The sequence below is a fragment of the Klebsiella sp. K47 genome (assembly GCF_051858335.1).
Classification (GTDB): domain Bacteria; phylum Pseudomonadota; class Gammaproteobacteria; order Enterobacterales; family Enterobacteriaceae; genus Klebsiella; species Klebsiella pneumoniae.
The window spans coordinates 16,367-38,026 of the sequence record NZ_JBPYUI010000015.1; the positions used below are offsets into that span (position 1 = coordinate 16,367).

A 21,660-nucleotide genomic window follows, 5' to 3' on the forward strand; every position below is an offset into this window, starting at 1 on the left:
TTCGGCTCCATTAGTCGTCAAGCTGGTCAAGGGCGGGGGCAGAGGGGGCAGTGGAGGCGGCGGGTTCAGCCTTACGCCACTGTGGATTGAGCTGGATGTAGATCAGCGCGATGATGACGCCCACGCCGCCGAAGGCCAGCAGGCTGAAGTCGAGATAACCCCCGGCGAGAAAACCGAGGAAAAAGAAGGGCATCAGGTATTTCACGCCCATCATTCGCAGCACCATCGCGTAGCCCACGACGACAATGAAACCACCGGCAATCTGCAGGCCGCGGGTGACGAATTCCGGGATCGCGCTGAGCATACTGCTGACCATATCCGCGCTAACGAACAGCGAGACCACCAGCGCCGGGATTGCCACGCGCAGTGCCTGCACCCCCAGTGCGGAGACATGCAGCAGGTCGATGGTGCGAAAGCGCGCCTCCTCGGCCGCTTTGTCCGCGGCGTGCTGGAACACCACGGTAATGGTACGGGCGAAAACGGTCAGCACCTGCCCGGCGGCGGCCACCGGCAGAGCAATGGCGATACCGGTGGCAATGCTCTGGTGGCCCACAATCACCAGAATGGCGGAGATAATGCTGGCCAGCGCCGAATCTGGCGACTGCGCTGCCCCCACGTTCATCCAGCCGAGGGCGATCAGCTCCAGCGTACCGCCGAGCATAACCCCGGTTTTTAAATCGCCCAGGATGAGGCCAATCACGGTACAGGCGATAAGGGGCCGATGGGTCTGAAATTCATCCAGCACGCTGCCCATTCCGGCAATACAGGAAAAAATAAATATGGCTATTATCTGTAGGGTACTAATTTCCATAATTTATGACCTTTAAGGTGTGAGTCATCCTGCCTGCTACGGCATATCACAACAGGCGCTATTTTTTATTCGCAGAAAGCTGTTTCGTTAATTTTGTCGAGAATATTGACTGACGGATCTGATGCGACCACGCGTAAATCGAGTTTTACGCCCAGTTTATCGAGTTCACGGAATGCCTGAATATCCTGCGGATCCAAAGAAACGGCTTTGGTTAGCTGTTTTTTACCGGGTCGCCAGGCCATGCCACCAATATTTAACGTGGCGATCTGCACGCCCTGGCGCACCATCGTTAAAACATCGTGTGGATTGGTAAATAAATAAAAGACGGTCTCGTCCTGATATTGCGGGTTATGATAGACCGCAACCGCTTTTTCCAGACTGACAACGTTTACCTTCATGCCTGGCGGAGCCGCCTGGCGCAACAGGGTCCGGCGAACCTCATCGTTAAATACATCGTCATTGCAGATAATTATCCGCTGGGCGTTGGCGACTTTTGACCACACGGTGGTGACCTGGCCATGAATCAGTCGGTCATCAATACGGGCGAGGGTAATTTGCATCAGAACTCCTCCTCAACGGTTTCTGGCTGCTGCCAGACCACACAGCACTGACTGGCGATGGCCTGCAGATGCTGGCATAAGTCATCGGCGCTCAGGGTATACTGGTTATCCACCAGCTCGAGCGCCAGCGGCAGCGACAGGCCGCTAATCACCCGGATCTGCGGGTGACGCATTGCCAGCCCGGCTGCGGCATTCCATGGGCTTCCGCACTGCAAATCTACCGCGATTACCCACTCCTCATCGGTGTGGGCGCTTACTAACTTTTCCAGGTTAATGGCGATATCCGCCGCGTTTTCGCCGGGGACAAACGCGACGGCGCTGACGTTAACCTCGCCGTAGACCATGCATACCGAATCAAGCATGGCCCCGGCCAGCTGGCCGTGGGCGCAGAAGATAGCGTGAACCATACTGCCTCCTTAACCGCGCGTTTTTCCGCCGGCAATGTTAGTGGTGACTCCGGTGATGTAGCTGGCGCGCGCTGACAAGAGATAGCAAACAAAATCAGCGACTTCTGAGAGTTTTCCTGCCCGCCCGATGGGAATGGCGTTTTTGGTATATCCCTCGCGAAGTTGCTCGACGGTGATATTGCGCGTCCAGGCCAGCGCCTCTTCATATTCCGGTGTCCGCAGACCGGTTTTTTCGAGGATCCCCGGCGCAACGCCGACCACGCGGATCCCATATTTACCCAATTCTTTGGACCAGGAGCGGGTAAAGCTGTTGAGCGCGGCCTTGGTCGCGGCGTAGCAGCTTTGACCTTCAGAGCCTTCCAGGCCGCTCTCCGAAGAGACATTGACAATCACACCGGCGCGCTGTTTGACCATTTGACGCGCCACCGCCTGCGACATGAAAAACACCCCTTTCTGGTTGATATTGACCATTTTTTCAAAAGCGGCTTCGTTTAATTCATAGCGGCCGGCCGGTGCTTTTTCGTCGACTAATAAACGCGGGAAATTCACGCCAGCGTTATTGACCAAACCATCAATACGCGACCAGCGCTGAATAATGGCATCGATAGTCTGTTGCACCTCTGTCGCGCTGGAAATATCCGTCGGCCAGAAGTGATAATTATCGCCATTGTGATGACGATCGCCGCCATGAATATCAATCATCTGGACATGAGCACCTTGTGATAATAATTCATCGACAATGGCCAGCCCAATTCCCGAGGCGCCGCCGGTCACGATAATGACGTTATCTTTTAAATTTAACCAAGTATTCATTATTCACTCCCATTTCTTTAGATAAAGGGATCCCCCGCAGCGGGTGCTGCGTGAAATCATATCCTGTGTGTTATTTCAGTAATAACTCAGCCGTTTCTCTGTTTGTCACCAGACAATTAATATAGCGTCCGTGCAATGCGCCAAGAATGCCAGAGTATTTCTCTTCCCCCATGGCGATGCCGATGGAATAGCGAGCCTGGCGCAGCTTCGCCATTTCGATCGACAGGGTTTTTTCGCTCATATTGGTATCGACTAACCCGCCGTTAATATCGTAGAAACGCGAACAGATATCCCCGGCGACGTGGCGGGCGTTGAGATCGTCGCTCTCTTCGCTGCCGTAGAAGGCGTGCCAGTTTGCGCCGTCGCGAATGGCCGGTGAACCAATACCCACCAGCGCCACATCCAGGCTGTCCCAGTAGGATGAGATGGTTTTAAAGTGCTGGGACTGCATGATGCCGTTGCGGATCAGCGGGTTATCCAGCAGGGCTGGAAAATCGGCAAGGTGGGATTCCGCTTTCAGTCTGGCTGCCGCGCCGTAGGTTAAGGTGTTCACATGGTAGCGGCTCTCCAGTTTACCGGAAGGTCCACCGATGATGGGGACGCAGATCACCTGGCGTGACTGGCTGGCCTGCGGCAGGTTCTCCACCAGCGAACGCACGGCGCGGCCCCATGAAAAACCGATGATATCGCCTGGCTCCAGCAACCGATCGACAAGCAGGGCGCCATGCTGGCCCATCGCACTCAGCTGTTCTTCTTCCAGCAGCCCATCGCTGCTGGCAACCACCGCCTCTTTCAGGCCAAATTTTTGCTTGAGCTGTTGCTCGAGCCACAGGTTTTCATTGTAGTCATAGTTGATGGCGATGGTAACAATGCCCTGCTCGCGGCCGCGCTTCAGCAGGCGACTGATGGTGGTGCGATAGATCCCCAGCTCGCGAGCAATTTGCGCCTGAGTCATATCCTGCTCGTAATAGAGCTGGGCGATTTTGACAATCAGCCGGATATCGTCACTGTTTTCCATGGTCATCTGCAGGCTCCTGCACATTTGTGCAAATCGCGGGTTTGTGCTGTTGATCTGATATAACCCTATTAGAGCCACCGTTTAAAGCGATTTTCTTTTATTTCATCACCCTAATCTGGCGAATAATCTTGCACATTTGCGTTATCAATAGCGGGTTGTTGGCACCTTTGTGCATTGCACGCTAAATCGCTGATTCTGTGATATTTCATCATGCAAAGTTGCCAGGCGTTGAGCGGGACACTTTTGTGAAAAAAGGCGTAGTCGATCACACCTTGCTCCGGAGGGCGCAAAGGCACATCTTTTTTCTCGCCCACAAGGTAGGGTATATTTCGCTTTTACAGGAGAATCTATGCTGCCCGACTCATCAACCCGATTAAATAAATACATCAGCGAAAGCGGCATCTGCTCGCGTCGCGAAGCGGACCGCTTTATTGAACAAGGCAACGTCTTTATCAATGGCAAGCGCGCCACCATTGGCGATCAGGTGAAGCCTGGCGATTTAGTCAAAGTTAACGGACGGTTGATTGAGCCGCGTGAAGCGGATGATCTGGTGCTGATTGCGCTGAATAAGCCGGTCGGCATTGTGAGCACCACGGAAGACGGCGAGCGCGACAACATTGTCGATTTCGTCAACCACAGCAAGCGTATCTTCCCTATTGGCCGTCTGGATAAAGATTCTCAGGGGCTGATCTTCCTCACCAACCATGGCGATCTGGTGAACAAGATCCTGCGCGCCGGCAACGACCATGAAAAAGAGTATCTGGTCACGGTCGATAAGCCGGTGACCGATGAGTTCATTCGCGGGATGGGCGCGGGGGTACCGATTCTCGGGACGGTGACGAAAAAATGTAAAGTGAAGAAAGAGGCGCCGTTCGTTTTCCGCATCACTCTGGTGCAGGGGCTGAATCGCCAGATCCGTCGTATGTGCGAGCACTTTGGCTATGAAGTGACGAAGCTTGAGCGTACGCGGATCATGAACGTCAGCCTGACGGGGATCCCCTTGGGTGAATGGCGTGATCTAACCGATGACGAGCTGATCGACCTGTTCAAGCTGATTGAAAACTCCTCTTCCGAAGCGAAGCCGAAAGCCAGGCCGAAGGCCAAAGCGGCGACTCCCGGCATCAAGCGCCCGGTGGTGAAGATGGAAAATAGCAACGATAAGGGCCGCCCGGCTGGTAACGGGAAACGTTTCACCCAGCCGGGACGTAAAAAGAAAGGGCGTTAACGCCTGCCGCGGGTCGGCGTATTCGCCGACCAGGAAAAGGTCGCTTCCTTATCCGTTTTATAAGCCTGCTGTTTTCTCACCTGGCGGGCTTTCTTCGCTTCCGCTTCACGCTGCGCCATCAGCTTATCGATATATTCCTTTTTCACGCTGTTCGTTTCCGCATTGCTCAGCGGGCGGCCATGCGCAATACGCGCGCGGTCAAGCAGCGTTTTCAATTCGCGCTGTTCGCGCTCGGTCATCTCTTTTTGTGTAATACGGGGGAGTGCCATGGTGGTGCCCTCAGTCAGACCAGAGCACCCAGTGTACGGCAATGAATATTTTACTGATAGCCTGTATGGCAACTAAAGCAGGCACACGCCCGGGCCTGCGCCCGGACGTATCACGCTCAGCGCTTGTCGGCTTTTTTGGCGATGGGCTTTCCTGACCAGTACCCGGCCAGCAGCGAACCGGACAGGTTATGCCAGACGGAGAACAGCGCGCCTGGCAGCGCCGCCAGCGGGCCGAAGTAAATTTTACCCAGCGCGGCCGCCAGGCCGGAGTTCTGCATCCCCACCTCGATCGCCAGCGTACGGCAGGTGGATTCATCAAAACCAAACAGACGTCCGCCCCAGTACCCGCCAAGCAGACCAATAGTGTTATGCAGGATCACCGCGATAATCACCACCAGGCCGACGGAGGCGATATGGGCGGCGGAACCCGCCACCACCGCGCTGATGATCGCCAGAATGCACACCATCGAGAAGGCGGGCAGGAACGGCTCTACCGCTTTCACCACCTTCGGCAACAGATGATGGACAATCAGTCCCAGCGCGATAGGAATGACCACAATCTGTAGAATGCTGAGCAACATGCCCATGACGTCGACCTGAATATGCGCGTCGACGTACAGACGGGTGAGCAGCGGTGTCGCCACGACGCCGACGAGGGTGGAGACCGAGGAGATGGTCACCGACAGCGCCACATCCCCTTTGGCAAGAAAGATCATCACGTTGGAGGCGGTTCCGCTGGCGACGCTGCCGACCAGCACCATCCCGGCGGAAAGCTCCGGCGGCATATGAAACAGCAGCGCCAGCAGCCAGGCGGCGAGCGGCATCACCAGATAGTGCAGAAATATCCCCGCAGCGACCGGCGCCGGACGCGACAGGACGCGTTTGAAATCCTCCAGCTTCAGATGCACGCCCATACCGAACATGATCAGCATCAGCAGGGTGGTGACCCATGGGCCAATTGGGGTGAAGGTAGTGGGAGTGTAATAGGCCAGAACGGAGAGCAGCAGTGCCCATAACGGGAACAGCCGCGTCAGAGTTGCGAGCATGTTGTGTTCCTTGCGATACGCGAACCGGGCCGCGCCATCCCGATGGGCGGCGAGCAGGTTAGCTGGTTGTGTTGATGTTGTTATAAAAAAGCCGGGTTCGAGCCCGGCTATAGGTATTGTTTATCGTGCTAAGGAATTTTATTCAAACAAATTATGATGCAGCTTCTGCACAACCTTCTCCGCATCGTCGCCCGGCACCAGGAAGCACAGGTTGTGGCTGGAGGCGCCATAGCAGATCATGCGGATGTTAAACGGCTCGAGGACGCCAAAGACCTCTTTGCCGACGCCGCAGGCTTTCGACAGCTCATTGCCAATCAGGGCGACCAGCGCCAGATTTTCTTCCACTTCCACGCGGCACAGCGAAGAGAGCTCGGTCAGCAGCGCCTGGGTCAGCAGGGTATCGCCCGCAGAGGTCGAGCCGGTGGTGTCCATGGTCAGGGCCACGCTCACTTCGGAGGTGGTGATCAAATCAACTGAGATGTTATGGCGCGCCAGAATACCGAACACTTCGGCGAGGAAGCCGCGGGAGTGCAGCATATTCAGGCTGTGCAGCGTCAGCAGCGTTTGCCGGCGACGCAGCGCCAGCGCGCGGAACAGCGGCGGGTTCTCGGTGGTTTTACACACCAGCGTACCGCCCGCTTTAGGCTCTTTACTGGAGCCGACAAACACCGGGATATCGCTGCGCACGGCAGGCAGCAGGGTCGCCGGATGCAGCACTTTGGCGCCAAAGGTGGCCATTTCCGCTGCCTCTTCAAAGGCGATGACGTCGATGCGTTTCGCCGCCGGCGCGACGCGCGGGTCGGTAGTATAGATCCCCGGGACATCGGTCCAGATATCGACGCGGGTGGCATTCAGCGCTTCGCCGAGCAGAGCGGCGGTATAATCGCTGCCGCCGCGGCCGAGGGTGGTGGTGCGGCCTTTCGCTTCGCTGCCGATAAAGCCCTGGGTCACCACCAGGCCTTCCGCCAGGCGCGGCGCCAGCTGCTGCTGGGTCAGTTCGGCGACGGCGGCGATGTCCGGTTCGGCGCGGCCAAAGCGATCGTTAGTGCGCAGCACTTTACGGGCGTCAAACCACTGCGCCTGAATACCGCGTTCACGCAGAATTTCCACAAACAGCAGGGTGGACATCAGTTCGCCATGGCTGACCAGTTCGTCAGTCAGGGCGGTTGAGGAGGCGAGCGCGGCGGCTTCCGCCAGCGTCGTGATATTTTCCAGCAAGCGCTCAATCTCTTCGCGGATCACGTTGGGATAACGCAAACGCTCCAGAATATTGAACTGGATCTGACGCAGAGCGTCCAGCTGGGAAAAACGTTCGGTGGGTTCCAGCCCTCCCGCTAAGGCCACCAGAATGTTGGTCACGCCGGCAGAGGCGGAGAGCACAACAATACGGGTATTGGCATCGAGCAGCGCCACATCGATGCTGCGGTTCATTGCGTCAAAATCAGCAACGCTGGTGCCGCCAAATTTGGCGACGACTAGATCTGTCATAACAACCTCGTGTCAGGGGGCCTGACTTATTAAAACGATTCCTGAGCACCGATCCTGGCAGGGGCTGGACGCCGCCGGATCGCAACAAAATGTCTTAATAAGCCAGGCCAAATTATTCAGCCATGGCACAAGGGAAGAGCGATAAACAGGGTGGCGCAGAGTGATAAACAACTACGATGTCACCCAGAAGTGCTCCACCTTGTAGACCCGACTCACCGCTTTGGGCGCTGAGGTGTTCGGGTATGAAACGCCCGACTGCGAACGTTTCTGGTGACAACCCAGGGGATTCAGCCCCTGTGGCCGGCGAGGAGCGTGACCAGACGCTCTTTCACCTCGGCGTTGCTCCCCCTCACGTATCTTCCCCGGACTGGTTCCTCCAATACGGTTACCTGGGCAACGCACCTCTTCTGGCAATTACTGACGTCTTTCACCTGGCCGGGGGAACAGGGACATTATATCCCCCGCGAATACCCTTTCGCTGTAGCGTGAAATGCGCGAGCAATAGATACCTACCAATACGTAAGCACTGCGGATATATAAAGGCTTAACGCCAGCTATGTCAACGCTGCGGTTATGCGGATTTTTCATGCCTCTGCGGCTAACAGAAAAAAGCCTTATGATAGCTATACTAATGGGGCTTTTTACTCCGTTTTGACCCGATTCCTGACCGGCGTCAGGGTCAAGTCACAAAAATCATCACAATTTTCCGTCACCGGCGCTACAATCGACCGAAGTCACAATCTCAAATCAGAAGAGTATTGCTAATGAAAAACATCAACCCAACGCAGACCTCTGCCTGGCAGGCATTACAGAAACACTTCGACGAAATGAAAGATGTCACTATCAGCGAGCTTTTCGCCAAAGATAGCGACCGTTTTTCTAAATTTTCCGCGACGTTCGACGATCTGATGCTGGTGGACTTCTCCAAAAACCGCATCACTGAAGAGACGCTGGCTAAACTGCAGGATCTGGCGAAAGAGACTGACCTGGCGGGCGCTATCAAGTCGATGTTCTCAGGTGAGAAGATCAACCGCACCGAAGACCGCGCGGTACTGCACGTCGCGCTGCGTAACCGCAGCAATACGCCGATTGTGGTTGATGGCAAAGATGTGATGCCGGAAGTGAACGCTGTGCTGGAGAAGATGAAAACCTTCTCCGAAGCGATTATCTCCGGTAGCTGGAAAGGCTACACCGGCAAACCGATCACCGACGTGGTTAACATCGGTATCGGCGGCTCCGACCTCGGTCCTTTCATGGTGACCGAGGCGCTGCGTCCGTATAAAAACCACCTCAACATGCACTTTGTCTCTAACGTCGATGGCACCCATATCGCCGAAGTGCTGAAGAACGTGAATCCGGAAACGACTCTGTTCCTGGTGGCGTCCAAGACTTTCACTACCCAGGAAACCATGACCAACGCCCACAGCGCGCGCGACTGGTTCCTGGCAACCGCGGGCGACGACAAGCACGTGGCGAAACACTTCGCCGCGCTTTCCACCAACGCGAAAGCGGTTGGCGAGTTCGGCATCGACACCGCCAACATGTTCGAATTCTGGGACTGGGTTGGCGGCCGTTACTCCCTGTGGTCGGCGATTGGTCTGTCCATCATTCTCTCCGTGGGCTTCGACAACTTCGTTGAGCTGCTGTCCGGCGCGCATGCGATGGATAAGCACTTCTCCACCACTCCGGCGGAGAAAAACCTGCCGGTGCTGCTGGCTCTGATCGGCATCTGGTACAACAACTTCTTCGGTGCGGAAACCGAAGCGATTCTGCCGTACGACCAGTACATGCACCGCTTTGCCGCTTACTTCCAGCAGGGCAACATGGAGTCCAACGGTAAGTATGTTGACCGTAACGGCCACGCGGTAGACTACCAGACTGGCCCAATCATCTGGGGTGAGCCGGGCACCAACGGTCAGCACGCGTTCTACCAGCTGATCCACCAGGGCACCAAAATGGTACCGTGCGATTTCATCGCTCCGGCTATCACCCACAACCCGCTGTCTGACCACCATCAGAAACTGCTGTCTAACTTCTTCGCCCAGACCGAGGCCCTGGCCTTTGGTAAATCCCGCGAAGTGGTTGAGCAGGAATATCGCGATCAGGGTAAAGACCCGGCGACCCTGGAGCACGTGGTGCCGTTCAAAGTGTTCGAAGGTAACCGCCCGACTAACTCCATCCTGCTGCGTGAGATCACCCCGTTCAGCCTCGGGGCGCTGATTGCCCTGTACGAGCACAAAATCTTCACCCAGGGCGCGATCCTCAACATCTTCACCTTTGACCAGTGGGGCGTTGAGCTGGGCAAACAGCTGGCTAACCGCATCCTGCCGGAGCTGAAAGACGGCAGCGAAGTTAGCAGCCACGACAGCTCTACTAACGGCCTGATTAACCGTTATAAAGCCTGGCGCGCATAACGCTTGCGCAGCTAAGACGGAATGCCGACCCTTTGGTCGGCATTTTTATTTATAGCCGCCGCAGCAGCCTCGCCGGATTCCCCGCCCACACGCCTTTCTCGGTAATGGACTTCGTTACCACGCTGCCCGCGCCTATCACCACCCCATCGCAGATGCTGACGGCCAGAATCGTGGCGCCGCTGCCGATCGACACGTCATCGCCAATCTCGATCCGCCCCCAGCTGGCGCGGTCGGCGTTTGGTTTACCCTCGCGAAACAGGTCGTTGGCAAACATCACGCCGTGACCGATAAAGCAGCGCTGGCCGATGGTGACGTACTCGCAGATAAAGGTATGGGACTGAATTTTACTGTTCGCGCCGATGCGGGTATTCCCCTGGATCTCAACGAACGGCCCGACGAAGACGTTATCGCCGAGCTGGCAATCATAGAGGTTGGCGGGCTGGTAAATAACGACATTTTCCCCACAAACGACGTTACGTACGCCGGTATCACGAAGCTCAGGCATAGTTCCTCTCAAATCGGTTTGGCCAGAATATGTAAGGTGCTTTGCTGGCTGGCGGAGTGGAAAATCGTGTCTCTGATGTGCTGCATCCCCTGGCGTTCGTAAAAACGGCGCGCGGCGGGATTCGCGGCGAGTACTTCCAGCCACAGCCAACTTTCACCGGCCGTTTTTGCTCGCGTCTCGACGGCGTGAAAAATATGCTCGCCGTAGCGGTGGCCAGTCTTCCCCGGCATCAGGTAGAGCTTATGCAGCAGCGTACCAATCTTGCCGTCGTCAGCCATTCGCTGCTGATAGCTATATTTAGCGAAACCAACAGGAGAGGGGGCTTCGGCGATGAGCCAGTGTTGGGTCGCATCCGCAAGACTCCGACGTAGCGCATCTTCGGCATATTCTTGCTTAAGAAATAACGCCAGTTCATCGGCATCGCGCCAGAGATGAGCAAAGTGGTAATGATAGCTGGCATAGCCCATCGCGCTAAGCTGGGGCGCGTCCTCGGGACATGCCTGTCGAATAGTTAACATGCTGCGTTCCTCGCGTCGTTCTGCGGCTATATTGCCTGTAAAGTGAACAATGTGGAACGACAAAAATCGGTGGGAGAAGGCTGGAGGCGCTCCCTCCAGCCTGGGGGTTAGCGGGCGAAAGCGATCGCTTCGATTTCGACGCCGGCATCTTTCGGTAACCTTGCTACCTCCACACAGGAGCGCGCCGGAAAGGCCGCCTGGTGTTCGATAAAGAAGGCCTCGTAGGCGGCATTGATGGCGGCAAAATCCGCCAGGTCTTTGACAAACACCGTAGTTTTAACGATCTGCCCGACCGTGAGTCCGGCAGCTTCAACGATGGCTTTCACATTTTCCAGTGATTGCCGCGCCTGTTCGGCAATGTCCTCGGGCATGGTGCCGTCCAGCGGATTAATCGGCAGCTGACCGGAGGTGATGGTCATCGCGCCGAGATTGACGCCCTGCACGTACGGGCCGATAGCGGCAGGCGCGTCAGCGGTGGTAATAATCATACGGTTTATCCTTCAAACGGTTACATAAAATAATTTAACAACACCAGCGAGCCGACGCCGCTCACTACCACCCACACCAGGCCTAAACGGAAGCTGGCGAGCGTGCAGATGATGGCGGCGATCACCTTCGGATTTTTTAAGTCGAACTCCATGCTGGAATTCACGCTCAGGATCTGAATGGTGATGATGGCCGGCAGAACGGTGACCGGCACGAAGCGTAGCGTTTTGGTCACCCGCTCGGACATCTGGATCTTGCCGGCCAGGCCGATAAACGAGAAACGGATGAGAAAAGTCACCGCGGCCATGCCCAGCGTCAGGGCGATAAAATAGCTATTACTCATTTTCCATCGCCTCCACTAACGGCATATCGGATTCGGTTTTTGCCATCTGCTTGCGCTCTTCCGCCAGGTCGACGCACAGGCCGGCGAGGACGCCAAGCACTGAGGCGACGACGATACCCAGCGAATAGGGTAGGACCACTAACAGCACGCCGGAAACGGCGGCTACAACCGCGGCGACGGTGCAGGCCTGGCTTTTAATTTGCGGCACCACGATGGCGATAAAGGCGGCGACCATGGCGAAATCAAGACCGTATTTCTCAATGTGGGGAAACGAGGCGCCGACCAGCGCGCCAAGAAAATCAGCCAGCACCCAAATCGCCCAGAAGGTAATCATCGCCGAACCATAAAACAGATATTTTTCCTTTTTATTTCCTTCCATCTCTTTGACGGTGGTGGCATACACCTCGTCGGTGAGCGCATAGGACATAAAGCATTTTTTAAAGAATGAAGCTTCGCGCACGGTGCCGGAAATAGAGGCGCTATACAGCACGTGGCGAAGATTGATAATTAATGTGGTGAAAATAATCACGCCGAGCGTGGCGCCGGTTTTTAACATATTCAGTGCCAGCATTTGCGCCGAGCCGGCAATGACGATCGCCGACCACGCCGTACTCTGCCAGACGCTCATGCCCGCGCTAACGCTTAATGCGCCGACAATAAATGAAAATGGAAAGTCGCCGATGCATAGGGGCATAATAGCGCTGGCGCCGCGGAAGATGACTTTTTTATTCATCTGCTATACCTGCTAATTTATAAATAATAGTGTGGGTAGAGTACGTTAATCGGGGCCTGCTCTTTCAGGCCCGTGAAATGGTATTATTTAGCGACCATAATGCTGATAATTTCTTTATCGGTGAGAGTCATTGGTTTAATCACCAGACGGCACAGGTTATTAATAGTCTGCTCGACATCGGCGCAGACAATACCGTCATTGGCGCCAGCGCAGCTATTTTGCATTGCCATTAGTACCGCCTTAAAGGCGCTGGATACCACTGACGAGACTTTCATCGCGCAGCTGTTGGAAGCGCCATCACAAATCATGCCGGTAATATCGCTGACCATATTAATAATTGCGGTATTAATGGTATTGATGTCGCGGGTAAACAGCCAGGCCATACCGGCGGCGGCGCCCATAGCGGCGGTTGAGGCTGCGCATAGCGCAGATAAGCGCGTATAACGAGAATGAATTGAGATGGCGGTGAGATGAGAGAGAGACAAAGCGCGAGCCAGGGTCTCTTCATCGACGCCGAGATGCTCTGCAACCACCACTACCGGCATGGTTGCTGTAATGCCCTGATTGCCTGAGCCGAAGTTAGACATCGCTACCACCGGCGCGCCGCCCATGCGGGCATCTGAAGCGGCGACGGTGTTGATGATCACCTTGCTTAACAGATCGTTGCTCATCAGGCCGTTTTTCACTGCGTCAGAAAAGGTACCGTTAATGTTCAGGCCATATTTTTTTGTTTTGCCTTCTGCCGCCAGCGCGGAGTTTAAGCGCGCGGCGTCGAGAATAAAGCGAATATCATTAAAGTCGACGCGATTAATAAATTCGTAAGCCTGTTGTAGCGAGAAAGTGGGCAGCGTTTCGCGCTGGGTGCGCGTATTCTGTTTTTCGCTTAATGGCTGCGGCTGGCCATTAATATAAAGTTCGACCACGTTGGTGTGGGTTCCTTTGACCACGACACGACAGCAATTCTCGCCAGCAGAGAGGGTTAAATCGAGATGGATAAAATCCGGGGTCTCTTCGACGGCAATATCAACGGCGTTATTGGCGATCAGCTTCTGCGCCATTTCAACGTGTCGCGGAGTGATATCTTCCAGCGTTTTTAATCCCTTTTGCGGGTCGCCGCCAAATGCGCCAATTGCGGCTGCCAGCGGTACACCGCAAACGGTGGTGCCGGGTATGGTGACGCCCATCGCGTTTTTATAAAGATTGGCGGAAATAAAACCGCTAATTTTAGTGCAAGGCTGATCCAGATATTGTGCGGCGTAGGCGGCCGCGAAGGAAATAGCGACGGGTTCAGTACAACCTAAAGCCGGGGCGACCTCTTGTTTGAGCCATTTTACGTACAGGGAAGCGTTATCGGTGTTCATAATGATTTAATGTCCAAAATTAAATTTTATTCAGCTGCGATAATGCTAAGACAAAAGATAAGAAAAAACTTACCCTAATAACCATAAAAAGACTGTGGTTTGGAGAAAAATTTTATCTTACGGGAGGTTTTAAGATATACCTGTTTCAAAAAGTAAACTTTTTATATTTCAGTTAGTTGGGCTGATTCGTTCTAAGCGTAATGGATGATTTTGTTAATCTGCTCACAGCGTTGCTGGAAGGACAATTTTCTCTTGTTCGTACTTTTCGAATCAATAGCCCGGAGATAGCGTAAGACGAATGAATCATAGGTAGATCTGGATCACACTTTTGCGCTATACAGATCGACAACGTTCATGCATTTGAGGTGTCACTATGCCGTCGGTATATCGTCCGCTGGTTAATTTCGTTGCGAAGGCCATGCAGGCCGTGCTGAATCTGGCACTGCTGTGCCTGGGAATTATTCTGGTGGTGTTCCTGGGAAAGGAGACCCTGCATCTGGCGCACGTACTGTTTACGCCGGAGCCGGTGAGTAAGTACAAGCTGGTCGAAGGGCTGGTGGTCTATTTTCTCTACTTTGAGTTTATCGCGCTGATTGTTAAATATTTTGAATCCGGTTTTCACTTTCCACTGCGCTATTTCGTCTATATCGGTATTACCGCAATTGTGCGGCTTATTATCGTCGATCATGAGTCGCCGCTGGCGGTTCTCATTTACTCCGCGGCGATCCTGATCCTGGTGATTACGCTCTGGCTGTGTAACTCCAATCGCCTGAAACGCGAATAAAAAAAAGCGGCCTCCAGGGCCGCTGACCAACAGTCACAAATAGAATTTATGTAGGGTCCAGTTGAGGATAGCAGTGGCATTGACCTTACTTTTTCAGCTGAGGGCGACGGCGACAATACCCGGTTGGGGTCGTGTATTGCGGCTAGACCGTCGGCCCTCCTCTGAAATTTGGGGCCGGTGTTACAAAAAAATTAACCTTTCACTCCACCCGCCGTCAGGCCATTAACCAGCCAGCGCTGCGCCAGCAGGAAGACAACCGTGATCGGAATGGCGGAGAGCACCGCCGCGGCGGCAAAGTCGCCCCACAGATAGTTCTGCGGGTTGAGATACTGTTGCATACCTACCGCCAGGGTATAGCTGTTCACATCGCGCAGCAGCAGCGAGGCGACCGGCACTTCGGTGATGGCCGCGATGAACGACAGAATAAACACGACTGCCAGAATCGGCACCGACAGCGGCAGCAGCACCAGACGGAAAGCCTGCCATGGGGTCGCGCCATCCAGCGCCGCCGCTTCTTCCAGCGAGCCATCGATGGTTTCGAAGTAGCCTTTAATCGTCCAGACGTGCAGCGCGATACCGCCCATGTAGGCAAAGATGACGCCGCCGTGGGTGTTGAGGCCGACGAACGGGATGTACTGGCCCAGGCGGTCAAACAACGCGTACAGGGCAACCAGCGACAGCACCGCCGGGAACATCTGGAAAATCAGCATCCCTTTCAGCAGGGTCGCTTTCCCCGGGAAGCGCATACGGGCGAAAGCGTAGGCGCAGGTGGTGGAGAGAGCGACGATACCGATCGCGGTGATCCCGGCGACCTTAATCGAGTTCCACAGCCACAGCAGGACCGGGAACGGCGGCGGCGTGACGCGGCCATCGGCGTGTTCGACGCTGAAGCCTAACGCCAGACGCCAGTGCTCCCAGGAGATGGTATCCGGGATCAGGCTGCCGGTGGCGAAGTTACCCTCGCGCAGCGAGATGGCGATAACCATCAGCAGCGGAAACATAATCGCGGCGATAAAAATCAGTAGCAGGAGATGCGTGGTAAATAAACGTAGCTTCTGCGATTTGGGTTGGACCATAGCCATTATCGTTATCTCCCTTAATCAAACTTCATGCGCGTGGCTTTCAGATTCACAATCGCTAACGCGCCAACCAGCAGGAAGATTAGCGTTGCGATAGCCGCCGCCAGGCCGAAGTCCTGACCGCCGCCGCCTTCAAAGGCGATGCGATAGGTGTAGCTCACCAGCAGGTCGGTATAACCGGCCGGGGTGGTGGTGCCGAGACGGTCCGGACCGCCGTTGGTCAACAATTGAATCAGGACGAAGTTGTTAAAGTTAAAGGCGAAGCTGGCGATCATCAGCGGCGTTAGCGGCTTAATCAGCAGCGGGAAGGTAATTTTAAAGAAGTTCTGGAACGGGCCGGCGCCATCCATTGCCGACGCTTCGTACAGATCGTCCGGAATCGCCTTCAGCAGCCCCATGCACAGGATCATCATGTACGGGTAGCCCAGCCAGGTGTTGACGATGATGATCATGGTGCGCGCGGTGGTCGGGTCGCTAAACCAGGCCGGCTTAATGCCGAACAGCGTGCTGAGCATCATGTTGATTTCACCAAAGCTCTGGTTGAACAGCCCTTTGAAAATCAGAATCGAAATAAACGACGGTACGGCGTACGGCAGAATCAGCAGGACGCGATAAATCGCTTTGCCTTTCAGCGCTTCCCACTGCACCAGGCAGGCGAGGATCATCCCCACCGCGACGGTCAGCACCACGGTCAGCACCGAGAACACCACCGTCCAGACGAAGATCGCAAAGAACGGTTTCTGAATGCCTTCATCGTGGAAGACGCGGGTAAAGTTGTCCCAGCCGATAGTCACAGTGTAGCCCGGGCTCAGCTTCTCATTGCCCCAGCTGCCGTCGGCGTTAATTGACTGGTAGAAGCCGACGTCGTTGTTCGGGCGGTATTTAACGTGGGTCTGATTGTTGGTCAGTACCCCGTCTTCGCCGAGGGTATACAGAGGCTGGGTACCGGAGAACTGGCGCAGGGAGCTCATGATGACTTTGCTGTCATCCGGCAGCACAGCGGTCAGCTGGTTCAGCGCGGTGCGATTCTGGGTAATCACGCGCAGGTTGGCGCGCTCGCCTTCCGGCAGGGCGTCGGTTTCTTTTAACGCCAGCTTCTGCTCGCCGCCAAATTTAAAGGCGTCAGAAAGGTAGTTTTTACCGCTTTCGCCGTCGGTCAGCGCCAGCTTCCACTCGTCACCCGCAGGGATCAGCGTGAAATTATAGGCTTTGCCGGCCTGGAAGGAACGATCCATCAGCACCTGCTGCGCACGTTCAAAGGTCAGCTGGTTGGTGCTGCTGTAGTTGGTAAACGCGATAGCGATAGTGCAGATCAGCGGAAACAGGACAAACAGGCCCATGCCGGCGAGGCCGGGATAAACATAGCGCCAGGCATAAGCCTTGCGATTAGCGAAAATATACAGGCCAACTGAGCTTAAAATCAGCGTCATGATGGCGAACAGGTACTCCCCCTGGGCGTACATCAAAACAACAAGGTAACCCACCAGCAGGCACAGTAAGCCAATCACAGACCATGTGAGTTGCGGGCTTTGCCACCAGTGTCTCTTTTTAACGGCATCCATGGGGATCATCCTCTACAGCGGTGAAAACTTATTTGTCAGGTGGCGCTTCGCTTACCTGACCTACGGTCCGAGCCGTAGTGGTAGGGCGGGTAGGCGCACGCGCCACCCGCCGTTTTCTTACTTAGTGATACGGCTCTGTGCATCTTTCAGCGCAGCATCGACAGTCTGGCGACCGCTGGCGGCGTTGATAACCGCGGTACGAACGGCATACCAGAAGGCAGACATCTGCGGGATGTTAGGCATGATTTCGCCTTTCTGGGCGTTCGCCATGGTGGCAGCGATGCGCGGATCTTTTTCCAGTTTTTCCTGGAAGGATTTCAGCGCCACGGCACCCAGCGGTTTGTCGTTGTTAACGGCTTCCAGACCCTGATCGGTCATCAGGTAGTTTTCGAGGAACTCTTTGGCCAGCTCTTTATTCGGGCTGGCGGCGTTGATCCCCGCGCTCAGCACGCCAACGAACGGTTTCGATGGCTTGCCTTTAAAGGTTGGCAGCAGGGTCACGCCGTAGTTAACCTTGCTCTTATCGATGTTAGACCACGCCCACGGACCGTTGATGGTCATCGCGGTTTCGCCTTTGTTGAAGGCCGCTTCCGCGATGGAGTAATCGGTATCGGCATTCATGTGCTTGTTCTTGATCAGGTCAACCAGGAAGGTCAGGCCCGCTTTCGCGCCTGCGCTGTCCACGCCGACGTCTTTCACATCGTACTTGCCGTTTTCAAACTTGAACGCGTATCCGCCGTCGGCAGCGATCAGCGGCCAGGTGAAGTACGGTTCCTGCAGGTTGAACATCAGCGCGCTCTTACCTTTCGCTTTCAGTTCTTTATCCAGCGCCGGGATCTCTTCCCAGGTCTTCGGCGGGTTCGGCACCAGGTCTTTGTTGTAAATCAGGGACAGGGCTTCGACTGCGATCGGGTAGGCGATCAGTTTGCCGTTATAGCGAACCGCATCCCAGGTGAACGGATAGAGTTTGTCCTGGAACGCTTTGTCCGGGGTGATTTCCGCCAGCAGGCCCGACTGCGCGTAGCCGCCGAAACGGTCATGCGCCCAGAAGATGATGTCCGGGCCGTCGCCGGTCGCCGCAACCTGCGGGAATTTCTCTTCCAGCTTGTCCGGGTGTTCTACGGAAACTTTAATGCCGGTGTCTTTTTCAAACTTTTTACCCACTTCAGCGAGGCCGTTGTAGCCTTTGTCGCCGTTAATCCAGATAACCAGCTTACCTTCTTCAATTTTTGCGAGGGCAGAGGCGGAAAACATCATCGTGGTCAGTGCCGACAGCGCGAGGATGCGAGCGCCAGTTTTGATTTTCATATACCCGTCCTTTTTGGTGTTGTACTCGTGGATACACTTCGGTGGCTTAACGATGATGAGTTTCCTTTTTTAACAACCCCTTTCCATCCTCCCCAGGTCTACGCCCCACCCGCTGGTTGTGTGATCTCCATTGCAAAAACGGCCGTATTGCGTCCTGGAGCACAGAAAAAAGCGCCCAATTTTGTCGCCTCCATCACGAAATCACGCTCCGCCCGCCATCCCCCGCGGCGAGAGCCAATCTCTCATCCTCCCATCTCCTCCCCCATAAAAAAGCCGGGGGGTGGAGGATTTGCCTGCGTAATGAATGCCGCATAGTCGACCCATCTTGAATGTGACTGTTAGTGACAGGTTGTAACGAAGGGAGAAGGGCATGGCGAGCGTACAGCTGCGAAATGTAACGAAAGCCTGGGGTGACGTGGTGGTATCGAAAGATATCAATCTCGATATCCACGAAGGGGAATTCGTCGTGTTTGTCGGGCCATCGGGCTGCGGCAAATCTACCCTGCTGCGTATGATTGCCGGGTTAGAAACTATTACCAGCGGGGACCTGTTTATCGGTGACACCCGCATGAACGAGATCCCACCGGCAGAACGCGGCGTTGGGATGGTATTCCAGTCTTATGCACTCTATCCCCACCTTTCCGTTGCGGAAAATATGTCGTTTGGCCTGAAGCTGGCCGGCGCGAAAAAAGATCTGATTAACCAGCGGGTGACTCAGGTTGCGGAAGTGCTGCAGCTGGCCCATCTGCTGGAGCGTAAACCGAAAGCCCTCTCCGGCGGTCAGCGCCAGCGCGTGGCGATTGGTCGTACGCTGGTGGCAGAGCCAAGCGTTTTCCTGCTGGATGAGCCGCTTTCCAACCTCGATGCCGCCCTGCGCGTCCAGATGCGTATCGAAATCTCCCGTCTGCATAAGCGACTGGGCCGCACCATGATCTATGTCACCCACGATCAGGTGGAAGCGATGACCCTCGCCGACAAGATCGTGGTCCTCGACGCCGGCCGTGTGGCGCAGGTTGGGAAACCGCTGGAGCTCTATCACTATCCGGCTGACCGCTTCGTTGCCGGCTTCATTGGTTCACCGAAGATGAACTTCCTGCCGGTCAAAGTCACCGCGACGGCTATCGATCAGGTGCAGGTTGAACTGCCGAACCGTCAGCAAATCTGGCTACCGGTGGACAGCGCCAACGTGCAGGCGGGCGCCAATATGTCCTTAGGTATTCGACCGGAGCATTTATTGCCCAGCGATATCGCCGATGTAACCCTTGAAGGCGAGGTCCAGGTCGTCGAACAGCTCGGTCACGAAACGCAAATTCATATCCAGATCCCCGCCATCCGTCAGAACCTGGTTTACCGCCAGAACGACGTGGTGTTGGTAGAAGAGGGAGCCACATTCGCTATCGGTTTGCCGCCAGAACGTTGCCATTTATTCCGTGAGGATGGCACCGCTTGTCGTCGGCTGCATAAAGAGCCGGGCGTGTAAGGCTTCCCATTAAAAAAGCGCGAACCCGGCTGGCGATATACCGGCGAAGCGTGCAAAGAAAAGCAATGATCTCAGGAGATAGAATGATGATTACTCTGCGCAAACTTCCTCTGGCGGTCGCCGTCGCAGCAGGCGTGATGTCTGCTCAGGCGCTGGCTGTCGATTTCCATGGCTACGCGCGTTCCGGCATTGGCTGGACCGGCAGCGGCGGCGAGCAACAGTGCTTCAAAGCAACCGGCGCTCAAAGTAAATACCGTCTTGGTAACGAATGTGAAACCTATGCGGAACTGAAGCTGGGCCAGGAGCTGTGGAAGGAAGGGGATAAGAGTTTTTATTTCGATACTAACGTTGCCTATTCCGTGAATCAGGAAGATGACTGGGAAAGCACCTCTCCGGCGTTCCGTGAAGCCAACATCCAGGGTAAAAACCTGATCGACTGGCTGCCGGGCTCCACGCTGTGGGCGGGTAAACGCTTCTATCAGCGTCATGACGTTCACATGATCGACTTCTACTACTGGGATATCTCCGGCCCGGGTGCAGGTCTGGAAAACGTTGACCTTGGCTTCGGTAAGCTCTCTCTGGCCGCTACCCGTAACTCAGAAAGCGGCGGCTCTTATACTTTCTCCAGCGATGACACCAAAAAATATGCTGCGAAAACTGCCAACGACGTCTTTGATATCCGTCTGGCGGGTCTGGAAACCAACCCGGGCGGCGTGCTGGAGTTAGGGGTCGATTACGGCCGTGCTAACCCGCAGGATGACTATCGCCTGGAAGACGGCGCGTCGAAAGACGGCTGGATGTGGACCGGTGAACATACTCAGTCTATCTGGGGCGGCTTCAACAAGTTTGTGGTTCAGTACGCCACTGACGCAATGACCTCCTGGAACAGCGGCCACTCTCAGGGGACCAGCATCGATAACAACGGCAGCATGATCCGCGTTCTGGATCACGGCGCGATGGACTTCAACGATGACTGGGGCCTGATGTACGTGGCAATGTACCAGGACGTGGATCTGGACAGCAAGAACGGTTCTACCTGGTACACCGTGGGTGTCCGTCCGATGTACAAATGGACGCCGATCATGAGCACCCAGCTGGAAATCGGTTACGACAACGTGAAATCCCAGCGTACCAGCGAAAACAACAACCAGTACAAAATTACTCTGGCTCAACAGTGGCAGGCAGGCAACAGCGTCTGGTCTCGTCCGGCTATCCGTATCTTCGCAACCTACGCGAAGTGGGATGAAAACTGGGGCTACAGCAACACCTCCGGTCTGCAGACGAAAGACAGCAGCGGAAGCGGCGCTTTCACCTCCAGCCGCGGTGACGACAGCGAAGTTACCTTCGGTGCCCAGATGGAAGTGTGGTGGTAATACCGTCCGCAGGACGGGTGTAACCTGGGAGGGGCGTCAGCCCCTCCTGATTATTCAGGGTTAGCGCGCTATTGCCT

At 55.2% G+C, this 21,660-nt stretch carries 22 protein-coding genes and 1 riboswitch; of the genes, 5 read left to right on the forward strand and 17 right to left on the reverse strand.

The window, feature by feature from the left end; translation table 11 throughout:
• Positions 1-10: 10 nt before the first annotated feature.
• The 5 genes from RRF55_RS15595 to RRF55_RS15615 form a co-directional block, all read right to left on the reverse strand.
• A complete protein-coding gene (locus RRF55_RS15595; RefSeq protein ID WP_002884608.1) occupies positions 11-811 on the reverse strand; it encodes a PTS mannose/fructose/sorbose transporter subunit IIC in 801 nt (266 codons plus the stop codon).
• A 65-nt stretch (positions 812-876) separates the two neighbouring features.
• Positions 877-1,371: a mannose/fructose/sorbose PTS transporter subunit IIB gene (locus RRF55_RS15600; protein WP_004151751.1), complete on the reverse strand. Its 495-nt coding sequence runs from the start codon at positions 1,369-1,371 to the stop codon at positions 877-879.
• Complete coding sequence (locus RRF55_RS15605; protein WP_009309461.1) at positions 1,371-1,778, reverse strand: mannose/fructose/sorbose PTS transporter subunit IIA; 408 nt, start codon at positions 1,776-1,778, stop codon at positions 1,371-1,373. Before RRF55_RS15605 ends, RRF55_RS15600 begins: the two co-directional genes overlap by 1 nt.
• 9 nt (positions 1,779-1,787) lie before the next feature.
• The gene (locus RRF55_RS15610; protein ID WP_002884614.1) at positions 1,788-2,591 is read right to left on the reverse strand and encodes an SDR family oxidoreductase; all 804 of its coding nucleotides are present in this window, start codon (positions 2,589-2,591) and stop codon (positions 1,788-1,790) included.
• 70 nt (positions 2,592-2,661) lie between these two features.
• A complete protein-coding gene (locus RRF55_RS15615) occupies positions 2,662-3,609 on the reverse strand; it encodes a sugar-binding transcriptional regulator (protein ID WP_002884616.1) in 948 nt (315 codons plus the stop codon).
• Between the two features lie 349 nt (positions 3,610-3,958).
• On the opposite strand from RRF55_RS15615, the gene rluF reads away from it, so the two are divergent.
• Positions 3,959-4,834: a 23S rRNA pseudouridine(2604) synthase RluF gene (gene rluF / locus RRF55_RS15620; protein ID WP_002884619.1), complete on the forward strand. Its 876-nt coding sequence runs from the start codon at positions 3,959-3,961 to the stop codon at positions 4,832-4,834.
• Here rluF and RRF55_RS15625 read toward each other — a convergent pair.
• From RRF55_RS15625 to lysC, 3 genes are all read right to left on the reverse strand, one after another.
• Positions 4,831-5,103, reverse strand: coding sequence for a DUF3811 domain-containing protein (locus tag RRF55_RS15625; RefSeq protein WP_002884625.1), 273 nt, complete (start codon positions 5,101-5,103; stop codon positions 4,831-4,833). The two genes, rluF and RRF55_RS15625, sit on opposite strands and share 4 nt — an antisense overlap.
• Positions 5,104-5,219: 116 nt before the next feature.
• A complete protein-coding gene (panS, locus tag RRF55_RS15630) occupies positions 5,220-6,149 on the reverse strand; it encodes a ketopantoate/pantoate/pantothenate transporter PanS (RefSeq protein WP_002884627.1) in 930 nt (309 codons plus the stop codon).
• Between the two features lie 138 nt (positions 6,150-6,287).
• Positions 6,288-7,637 carry a lysine-sensitive aspartokinase 3 gene (gene lysC / locus RRF55_RS15635; protein ID WP_004146591.1) on the reverse strand — a complete coding sequence of 450 codons (1,350 nt, stop codon included), beginning with the start codon at positions 7,635-7,637 and terminating at the stop codon, positions 6,288-6,290.
• Positions 7,638-7,816: 179 nt separating this feature from the next.
• A riboswitch (Lysine riboswitch) is annotated at positions 7,817-8,052 on the reverse strand.
• A 349-nt stretch (positions 8,053-8,401) separates the two neighbouring features.
• On the opposite strand from lysC, the gene pgi reads away from it, so the two are divergent.
• A complete protein-coding gene (gene pgi / locus RRF55_RS15640) occupies positions 8,402-10,051 on the forward strand; it encodes a glucose-6-phosphate isomerase (RefSeq protein WP_002884631.1) in 1,650 nt (549 codons plus the stop codon).
• Between the two features lie 49 nt (positions 10,052-10,100).
• Here pgi and RRF55_RS15645 read toward each other — a convergent pair whose 3' ends face one another.
• The 6 genes from RRF55_RS15645 to RRF55_RS15670 form a co-directional block, all read right to left on the reverse strand.
• Complete coding sequence (locus tag RRF55_RS15645; protein WP_004177857.1) at positions 10,101-10,556, reverse strand: acyltransferase; 456 nt, start codon at positions 10,554-10,556, stop codon at positions 10,101-10,103.
• An 8-nt stretch (positions 10,557-10,564) separates the two neighbouring features.
• Positions 10,565-11,074 carry a GNAT family N-acetyltransferase gene (locus RRF55_RS15650; RefSeq protein ID WP_048332275.1) on the reverse strand — a complete coding sequence of 170 codons (510 nt, stop codon included), beginning with the start codon at positions 11,072-11,074 and terminating at the stop codon, positions 10,565-10,567.
• A 107-nt stretch (positions 11,075-11,181) separates the two neighbouring features.
• Positions 11,182-11,562 (reverse strand): Rid family detoxifying hydrolase, encoded by a 381-nt coding sequence (locus tag RRF55_RS15655; RefSeq protein WP_004178266.1) that lies wholly within the window; start codon positions 11,560-11,562, stop codon positions 11,182-11,184.
• 20 nt (positions 11,563-11,582) lie between these two features.
• A complete protein-coding gene (locus RRF55_RS15660) occupies positions 11,583-11,903 on the reverse strand; it encodes an AzlD domain-containing protein (RefSeq protein ID WP_004177855.1) in 321 nt (106 codons plus the stop codon).
• Complete coding sequence (locus tag RRF55_RS15665) at positions 11,896-12,636, reverse strand: AzlC family ABC transporter permease (RefSeq protein WP_004177854.1); 741 nt, start codon at positions 12,634-12,636, stop codon at positions 11,896-11,898. Before RRF55_RS15665 ends, RRF55_RS15660 begins: the two co-directional genes overlap by 8 nt.
• A gap of 83 nt (positions 12,637-12,719) precedes the next feature.
• Positions 12,720-13,997 carry an L-cysteine desulfidase family protein gene (locus RRF55_RS15670; RefSeq protein WP_004178268.1) on the reverse strand — a complete coding sequence of 426 codons (1,278 nt, stop codon included), beginning with the start codon at positions 13,995-13,997 and terminating at the stop codon, positions 12,720-12,722.
• Between the two features lie 373 nt (positions 13,998-14,370).
• Here RRF55_RS15670 and psiE point away from each other — a divergent pair, with 373 nt between their 5' ends.
• Complete coding sequence (gene psiE, locus RRF55_RS15675) at positions 14,371-14,781, forward strand: phosphate-starvation-inducible protein PsiE (protein ID WP_002884721.1); 411 nt, start codon at positions 14,371-14,373, stop codon at positions 14,779-14,781.
• Between the two features lie 191 nt (positions 14,782-14,972).
• On the opposite strand, the gene malG is transcribed toward psiE, so the two are convergent.
• The 3 genes from malG to malE all read right to left on the reverse strand — a co-directional run bounded on the left by malG (position 14,973) and on the right by malE (position 18,730).
• The gene (gene malG, locus RRF55_RS15680) at positions 14,973-15,863 is read right to left on the reverse strand and encodes a maltose ABC transporter permease MalG (protein ID WP_002884725.1); all 891 of its coding nucleotides are present in this window, start codon (positions 15,861-15,863) and stop codon (positions 14,973-14,975) included.
• A gap of 14 nt (positions 15,864-15,877) precedes the next feature.
• Positions 15,878-17,422: a maltose ABC transporter permease MalF gene (malF, locus tag RRF55_RS15685; RefSeq protein WP_002884726.1), complete on the reverse strand. Its 1,545-nt coding sequence runs from the start codon at positions 17,420-17,422 to the stop codon at positions 15,878-15,880.
• A 117-nt stretch (positions 17,423-17,539) separates the two neighbouring features.
• Complete coding sequence (malE, locus tag RRF55_RS15690) at positions 17,540-18,730, reverse strand: maltose/maltodextrin ABC transporter substrate-binding protein MalE (RefSeq protein ID WP_002884740.1); 1,191 nt, start codon at positions 18,728-18,730, stop codon at positions 17,540-17,542.
• A 370-nt stretch (positions 18,731-19,100) separates the two neighbouring features.
• Here malE and malK point away from each other — a divergent pair, with 370 nt between their 5' ends.
• Both malK and RRF55_RS15700 read left to right on the forward strand, forming a co-directional pair.
• Positions 19,101-20,210, forward strand: coding sequence for a maltose/maltodextrin ABC transporter ATP-binding protein MalK (malK, locus tag RRF55_RS15695; protein ID WP_002884743.1), 1,110 nt, complete (start codon positions 19,101-19,103; stop codon positions 20,208-20,210).
• An 83-nt stretch (positions 20,211-20,293) separates the two neighbouring features.
• Entirely contained in the window at positions 20,294-21,583 is a 1,290-nt protein-coding gene (locus RRF55_RS15700) for a maltoporin (protein ID WP_002884747.1), read from the forward strand.
• The last annotated feature ends 77 nt before the right edge of the window (positions 21,584-21,660 follow it).

Coding starts and splice junctions, on each gene's coding strand:
- RRF55_RS15595 (WP_002884608.1), bottom strand. CDS start 811: ATGGAAATTAGTACCCTACAGATAATAGCCATATTTATTTTTTCCTGT.
- RRF55_RS15600 (WP_004151751.1), bottom strand. CDS start 1,371: ATGCAAATTACCCTCGCCCGTATTGATGACCGACTGATTCATGGCCAG.
- RRF55_RS15605 (WP_009309461.1), bottom strand. CDS start 1,778: ATGGTTCACGCTATCTTCTGCGCCCACGGCCAGCTGGCCGGGGCCATG.
- RRF55_RS15610 (WP_002884614.1), bottom strand. CDS start 2,591: ATGAATACTTGGTTAAATTTAAAAGATAACGTCATTATCGTGACCGGC.
- RRF55_RS15615 (WP_002884616.1), bottom strand. CDS start 3,609: ATGGAAAACAGTGACGATATCCGGCTGATTGTCAAAATCGCCCAGCTC.
- rluF (WP_002884619.1), top strand. CDS start 3,959: ATGCTGCCCGACTCATCAACCCGATTAAATAAATACATCAGCGAAAGC.
- RRF55_RS15625 (WP_002884625.1), bottom strand. CDS start 5,103: ATGGCACTCCCCCGTATTACACAAAAAGAGATGACCGAGCGCGAACAG.
- panS (WP_002884627.1), bottom strand. CDS start 6,149: ATGCTCGCAACTCTGACGCGGCTGTTCCCGTTATGGGCACTGCTGCTC.
- lysC (WP_004146591.1), bottom strand. CDS start 7,637: ATGACAGATCTAGTCGTCGCCAAATTTGGCGGCACCAGCGTTGCTGAT.
- pgi (WP_002884631.1), top strand. CDS start 8,402: ATGAAAAACATCAACCCAACGCAGACCTCTGCCTGGCAGGCATTACAG.
- RRF55_RS15645 (WP_004177857.1), bottom strand. CDS start 10,556: ATGCCTGAGCTTCGTGATACCGGCGTACGTAACGTCGTTTGTGGGGAA.
- RRF55_RS15650 (WP_048332275.1), bottom strand. CDS start 11,074: ATGTTAACTATTCGACAGGCATGTCCCGAGGACGCGCCCCAGCTTAGC.
- RRF55_RS15655 (WP_004178266.1), bottom strand. CDS start 11,562: ATGATTATTACCACCGCTGACGCGCCTGCCGCTATCGGCCCGTACGTG.
- RRF55_RS15660 (WP_004177855.1), bottom strand. CDS start 11,903: ATGAGTAATAGCTATTTTATCGCCCTGACGCTGGGCATGGCCGCGGTG.
- RRF55_RS15665 (WP_004177854.1), bottom strand. CDS start 12,636: ATGAATAAAAAAGTCATCTTCCGCGGCGCCAGCGCTATTATGCCCCTA.
- RRF55_RS15670 (WP_004178268.1), bottom strand. CDS start 13,997: ATGAACACCGATAACGCTTCCCTGTACGTAAAATGGCTCAAACAAGAG.
- psiE (WP_002884721.1), top strand. CDS start 14,371: ATGCCGTCGGTATATCGTCCGCTGGTTAATTTCGTTGCGAAGGCCATG.
- malG (WP_002884725.1), bottom strand. CDS start 15,863: ATGGCTATGGTCCAACCCAAATCGCAGAAGCTACGTTTATTTACCACG.
- malF (WP_002884726.1), bottom strand. CDS start 17,422: ATGGATGCCGTTAAAAAGAGACACTGGTGGCAAAGCCCGCAACTCACA.
- malE (WP_002884740.1), bottom strand. CDS start 18,730: ATGAAAATCAAAACTGGCGCTCGCATCCTCGCGCTGTCGGCACTGACC.
- malK (WP_002884743.1), top strand. CDS start 19,101: ATGGCGAGCGTACAGCTGCGAAATGTAACGAAAGCCTGGGGTGACGTG.
- RRF55_RS15700 (WP_002884747.1), top strand. CDS start 20,294: ATGATGATTACTCTGCGCAAACTTCCTCTGGCGGTCGCCGTCGCAGCA.